The organism is Streptosporangium sp. NPDC006013, assembly GCF_040614275.1.
Taxonomy (GTDB): Bacteria; Actinomycetota; Actinomycetes; order Streptosporangiales; family Streptosporangiaceae; genus Streptosporangium.
Genome location: NZ_JBEXUE010000586.1, coordinates 1 through 5,470 on the forward strand (window position 1 = coordinate 1; position 5,470 = coordinate 5,470).

Sequence of the window (5,470 nt, forward strand, 5' to 3'; positions counted from 1 at the left end):
GGCTGTCCCGGCTACCCGGCGCGCGCCGTCTGCGGCGTCTCAGGCAGGCAGGCCGCCGGTCGGCCGAGGGCCCTCCGGACGACGGGGGGCGGGCGACCAGGAGGAGTACTCCCTGAGCCCGTAGAGCAGCGGTACCGCCCGAGCCCGCTGCTCCACCCGGAACACCTGGCCGAACACCACGGTGTGGTCGCCCACCTCGACGGTCCGGGTGACCCGGCAGTCCGCGAACGCGTGGGCCTCGTCCACGAGGTGCGGCCCGCCGAAGGAGGGTTCCGTGCGCCACCTGACCCGCTCGAAGCGGTCCGGGGTCCCCGAGGCGAAGAGTTCCGCCGCGTACCGCGCGCGGTCGTGCAGGAGGTTCACGGTGAAGGTCGACAGCTTCAGCATCGCCTTCAGCGTCGGGCTGGGCCTGCGGACGCACACGAGCAGGGTCGGCGGGTCCAGCGCGACGCTGCACACCGAGGAGCAGGTCATCCCCCACGGCCTGCCGCCGGGCTCGGCGGTCGTCACGATGGCGACCCCGCTGGGGAAGGCGGACATCAGCGACCGGAACCGCGTCGGGTCGACCGCCGGCGGCGCCGAGGGGGGCTCGAAGGAGGGGGCGAAGGGGATGTCGAAGGGAGAGAGGCCGACCAACGGGTCCTTCATCGTGGTGCTCCGTGCGCGACCCGCCGCTCGGGGGGCAGGTCGTGCAGGCGCGCGAAGTACTCGTACTGGCTGGGCAGCCTGTCGACCAGTTCACGGGACTGGTCGCGGACGATCCGCAGTTCCCTGGAGGCCGCGGCGCCGTCGAACAGCCTCAGCGCCGGCGGGGCCTGCACGGGGAGGCCGCCCAGCCCCAGGAGCATGGCGGTGTAGGAGTAGGGCTCGAACCCGTGGTAGTGAGGGAAGACCGTCTCGGGGTCGGGCAGCTTGACCTGCCACTGCTCCAGGCGTTCGGCCAGCCCGTCGGGTACCTGACGGGTCGTGGCGTCCTTCCAGTAGTCGTTGTCGGCTCGCGCCGCGGCGTGGTAGTGCAGCACCAGGAACTCGCGCACGCCGTCCATCACATTGGCGACCTGGCGGTTGTAGGACCGGCGCAGCCGGTCGTCCCAGCGCTCGCTGGGGAAGTGCTTGACGAGCTGTTCGACGGCGTTCTGGATGAAGAAGATGCCGGTGGACTCCAGCGGCTCGACGAACCCGCTCGACAGTCCGATGGCGACGCAGTTGTTCACCCAGGAGTTCTCGCTCCGGCCGATCCGCATGCGGATGTGGTTGGCCTCGAGGTCGTCCGCGGCCGGACCGACGAACTCGCGGAGGGTCCGCTCCGCCTCGTCGGGCGTGCAGTAGTCACTGGCGTAGACGTAGCCGGTGCCGACGCGGCCGAAGAGCGGGATCGTCCAGATCCATCCCGCCTCCTGAGCCGTGGCCGTGGTGCAGGGGCGGATGCCCCGCTCGGCCATGTTCACCGGCACCCGCAGCGCCACAGCCCGGTCGTTGGGCAGGGTGTCCTGGTACGACATGAAGGGCACCGAGAGGGCCTTGTTCAGCAGCATCCCGCGAAAGCCGGTGCAGTCGATGAACAGGTCGCCTTCCAGCGCGCCGTGCTCCCTGGTGACGACATCGCTGATCCAGCCGCGCTCGTCGAGGTTCACGTTCACCACGTCGTCGAGCACGTGCCGGACGCCGCGGTCGGTGCCGTACTTCGTGAGATACCTCGCCAGCAGCGCGGCGTCGAAGTGGTAGGCGTAGGGGAACTGTGTGTTCTGTTCGGTCAGCGTGGTGCGGTAACCGCGCTCCGCGCCGCCCTCGGTGAAGTCCTGCTCGAACAGTGCTCCGGAGAGATGGCGGGGAGACCGGTTCGCGTCGCAGAGCGAGGCGATGACGAAGCAGTCCTTGTCGAACCGGCCGCCGGGGCGCTCGTTCAGCCACCAGTCGGTGAGCGGGAATCCGTTCACGGTGCGCAGGCGCTCGAACGGGTGGTAGAAGTGGTGGCCTTGGGAGCGCCAGTTCTCGAACCGGATCGCCAGCTTGTAGGTGGCCTGGCACTCCGGCATCCACTCGCGCTCGTCCAGGCCCAGATAGTTGAAGAAGTGGCGGATCGTGCTGAAGGTCGCCTCTCCGACCCCGATGGTGGGCACGTTCTTCGACTCGACCAGTGTCACGTTGATTCGGTCGCCGAAAGCCGCCCGCAGGTACGAGGCGGTCATCCAGCCCGACGTGCCACCTCCGACGATAACTACGCTTTTGACCATTCTGAACCCTTATCCCTGCGCGTGAGAACGGAACACCGGGAGAACACCGGGAGAACGCCGGGTGATGTGAAAGGCGCGGCTCGGCGGCGTCATCCACCCCGGCATTGTTGAAAGCCTCTACCAAAAGCGCGGTCCGGCTCCACATCATTGACTCAATAGCTAAACAGGGCGGTCAGGCGCGCTTTCGGTACGCTGAGTAATGGGCCGGTCGCCGATTCGGGGGAGGCGTGTTCCTGGCCGTCCGGCTGCCGGGAATCGGTGCTGCCGTGCTCTGGGTGGTCGAGAGATCCGGAGATTGGCGCAGCTCAGAGGGTGTCCTGAAGGTAAGTTCATCAACTGGCGTGTATGAGATTTGACGCTTTCTGCAACGAGAGTTGACTTCCGATCGGCGTCGGAGTTAGGTTGATCTTATTGACAGATCCAATGGGAGAGTGGTGAGAATATCACTCTCGGTTTACTGGGGGATCCTCGCGGACGGTCCTGGGCATTGCCCGGCGCCCGCCGAGATCGATTAGTCCGCGCGCCGGCCGGCAGAGCGGGCCATCATTTTCCGGAGCCTCCGCTGAGAGGCGTGACCTGCTTTCCAACAACACAGAAAACCAATCCGCTGGGGGCCGCGGTGTTGAGGATTCATTTCACGGTTGAGGACCTGGCACGCCTGCGCATGGTCGCGAGCCTCGGGCCGGTGGCCGAGAGCGTGTTCGCGCTGGACATCTTCGGTCGCAACGGAGGCGCCTCCCTGAACGGGTGGCGAAAGCATGTGCGTGATCGGCTGGGCGAGGGCGTCGGCAGCGTGGAGCAGCTGGTCCGTGAACGCCGGGCGCCGACGGAGCTGCTGGAACTGGTCGAGCGCTCTCCCGGCCGAGCCGAGCCGCGCTCCGTGGCCGACGAGTGGGCCGACCGGCGGGTGAGCGCCACCGTGCTGGGGTTCTGTCAGGTGGCGGTGCTGCCGTACTGGAGCAGGGTACGAGGTTACCTGGAGTCCGAGCGCGAGGCGTACGGCCGGATAACGATCAGCAACGGCGTCGAGTGCCTGCTTGAGACGCTGCACCCCAGGCTGTGCTGGAACCCGCCGGTGCTGGAGATCCCCGACAGCGAGGACCGTGACGTCCACCTGCGCGGACGCGGTCTGCTGCTGAGCCCTTCGCTGTTCCTGCAGGGCAGGAACTACCTCTTCCTCGACGCCGAGCACGAGACGGGGCTGCCCGCCCTGGTGGTCTCGGCGCCGTGCACCCCGGCCTTCCTGTCCGACCTGGCCGGGGCGCCGGTGCCCGACGACGAGGCGCTCGGCGCCCTGGTCGGGCACACCAGGGCGGCCGCGCTCCAGGCGCTGGCCGAGAGCTGCACCACGGGCGGCCTGTCCGAGCGGCTCGGCATCTCTCTCGCGGGGGCCAGCAAGCACGCCACCGTACTGCGCAAGGCCGGACTGATCACCACTGCCCGCAACCGCAACACGGCGCTGCACACCCTCACCTCCCTGGGGGTGGCGCTGCTGCACGGGGAGCTCTTCCTGTCTCCCCAGCGCAACTGACCCCCGCTCCGGCACGCCTCGTGAACGGAGAACCTCCAAAAAGGAGAGCGCCATGAACTCGAACCCCTTCGAAGACCCGGAAGGCACCTACCTCGTGCTGGTCAACGACGAGGGGCAGCACTCCCTGTGGCCCGCGTTCGTCGATGTGCCCGCGGGGTGGACGGTGGTCCTGCCCGAGACGGACCGGCAGGCCGCCCTGGACTACATCACGGACAACTGGACCGACATGCGTCCGAGGAGCCTGGCCGAGGCGATGGGGGACCGGCCATGACCGGCCACGAACTGCCCCTCGTCATCGAAGGTGGGGGTGCCCGGATCTCCGACCTGGTGAGATCCGACCGGCAGGCGATCCGCAAGAGCCTCACCGCGCACGGCGCCGTGTTGTTCCGCGATTTCGAGGTCGGCGGCGTCGACGGTTTCGACGAGGTCGTGCGCGAGCTGTCGGGGGCGCCGCTGACCTACGCGGAGCGTTCGTCCCCGCGCAGCGTGATCAAGGGCAATGTCTACACCTCGACCGACTACCCCTCGCAGGAGGAGATCTTCCTGCACAACGAGAACTCCTACCAGACGGTCTGGCCGATGGTGCTCTACTTCCACTGCCTGCGACCGCCGTCGTCCCAGGGCGCCACGCCTCTGGCCTCCACCCGTGCCGTCCACGACAGGATGGACCCGTCGATCCGCGAGGAGTTCGCGCGGCGAGGGTGGATGGTGGTCCGTAACTACAGCGACGAGCTCGGCATGTCGTGGCACGAGGCGTTCAACACCGACAGCGAGGACGAGGTCACGGACTACTGCCGGAGCAACGGCGTGCAGACGGAGTGGCTCGGCGGCGACCGGTTGCGGACCAGGGCGGTCCGCCAGGCCGTGCACCGTCACCCGGTCACCGGCGACCCGGTGTGGTTCAACCACGCGACCTTCTTCCACATCACCACCCTTCCCGAAGGGGTGCGGCTGGGGCTGCTGGAGATGTGCGGGGAGGAGAACCTCCCGAGCAACACCTACTACGGCGACGGCGGGACGATCCCCGACGACGTCGTCGGCCACCTGCGAGACTGCTACCGGTCGGCGTCCGTGCGGTTCGACTACCGTCAGGACGACCTTCTGGTCATCGACAACATGCTGACCTCGCACGGCCGCGAGCCGTTCACCGGGCCGCGGAAGATCGCCGTGGCGATGGCCGAGCCGTCGTCGACCTGACCGCCGATCGACGGTCGATTCGACAGTCGACTCGACGGTCAGGCCGACGGTGGCCGGCCGTCGTGCCCCTCAGTCCGGCTCGCGCAGCCGCCGGACCTCGGCGGAGATGATCGCCAGGAGCAGCAGGTCGGCCGCCAGGCCGGGCACCGCGGAGAACTGGTTCATGACGAACGCGAAGACCTGGCCGAAGAGGATGTCGACCAGCAGCGCGGCGTTGAGCAGCCGGAAGGCGGCCATGCGGTTCCCGCGCAGCCGCACCGCGCCGCACAGGCCCAGCGCCACCGTGATCGCCGCCGAGACGGCCATGCCGATCACCGCCCCCCACTCCTGCTCGCCGTCGAGCGTGCCGTAGGCGTTCTCCAGCCCGAGGCCCACCAGGGGAAGGAGCGCCTGAACGATGAGATACACCACCGCGAGGGCGACGAGCAGGGGGCGGCGCGTCAGGCCGTCGAGGGTGGCACGGGCGCGGGCCAGGCCGGTGCCGTACCCGCGTTGGACGAGGTCGTAC

6 protein-coding genes are annotated in these 5,470 nt (G+C 68.4%); 3 read left to right on the plus strand and 3 right to left on the minus strand.

Annotation, left to right across the window (positions count from 1 at the left end; genetic code table 11):
• Positions 1 to 39 precede the first annotated feature (39 nt).
• Together ABZ260_RS45500 and ABZ260_RS45505 are read right to left on the minus strand one after the other, a co-directional pair.
• On the minus strand, positions 40 to 648 hold the full coding sequence (locus ABZ260_RS45500; RefSeq protein ID WP_355630611.1) for a flavin reductase family protein: 609 nt from the start codon (positions 646 to 648) through the stop codon (positions 40 to 42).
• On the minus strand, positions 645 to 2,234 hold the full coding sequence (locus tag ABZ260_RS45505; protein ID WP_355630614.1) for a tryptophan halogenase family protein: 1,590 nt from the start codon (positions 2,232 to 2,234) through the stop codon (positions 645 to 647). The genes ABZ260_RS45500 and ABZ260_RS45505 overlap by 4 nt, the downstream gene beginning before the upstream one ends.
• A gap of 619 nt (positions 2,235 to 2,853) precedes the next feature.
• Between ABZ260_RS45505 and ABZ260_RS45510 the strand changes: the two genes are divergently transcribed.
• The 3 genes from ABZ260_RS45510 to ABZ260_RS45520 are packed head-to-tail and all read left to right on the plus strand — an operon-like array spanning position 2,854 to position 4,962.
• On the plus strand, positions 2,854 to 3,765 hold the full coding sequence (locus tag ABZ260_RS45510; protein WP_355630617.1) for a winged helix-turn-helix domain-containing protein: 912 nt from the start codon (positions 2,854 to 2,856) through the stop codon (positions 3,763 to 3,765).
• A gap of 52 nt (positions 3,766 to 3,817) precedes the next feature.
• Complete coding sequence (locus tag ABZ260_RS45515; RefSeq protein WP_355558983.1) at positions 3,818 to 4,036, plus strand: MbtH family protein; 219 nt, start codon at positions 3,818 to 3,820, stop codon at positions 4,034 to 4,036.
• The gene (locus ABZ260_RS45520) at positions 4,033 to 4,962 is read left to right on the plus strand and encodes a TauD/TfdA family dioxygenase (RefSeq protein WP_355630620.1); all 930 of its coding nucleotides are present in this window, start codon (positions 4,033 to 4,035) and stop codon (positions 4,960 to 4,962) included. The genes ABZ260_RS45515 and ABZ260_RS45520 overlap by 4 nt, the downstream gene beginning before the upstream one ends.
• 69 nt (positions 4,963 to 5,031) lie before the next feature.
• On the opposite strand, the gene ABZ260_RS45525 is transcribed toward ABZ260_RS45520, so the two are convergent.
• Positions 5,032 to 5,470: hypothetical protein (locus ABZ260_RS45525; RefSeq protein ID WP_355630623.1), on the minus strand; the 439-nt coding region annotated here is incomplete at its 5' end.

Bases quoted from the DNA above. Each gene is read 5' to 3' on its own strand.
- ABZ260_RS45520 (WP_355630620.1), top strand. From the start codon at position 4,033: ATGACCGGCCACGAACTGCCCCTCGTCATCGAAGGTGGGGGTGCCCGG.
- ABZ260_RS45515 (WP_355558983.1), top strand. From the start codon at position 3,818: ATGAACTCGAACCCCTTCGAAGACCCGGAAGGCACCTACCTCGTGCTG.
- ABZ260_RS45505 (WP_355630614.1), bottom strand. From the start codon at position 2,234: ATGGTCAAAAGCGTAGTTATCGTCGGAGGTGGCACGTCGGGCTGGATG.
- ABZ260_RS45500 (WP_355630611.1), bottom strand. From the start codon at position 648: ATGAAGGACCCGTTGGTCGGCCTCTCTCCCTTCGACATCCCCTTCGCC.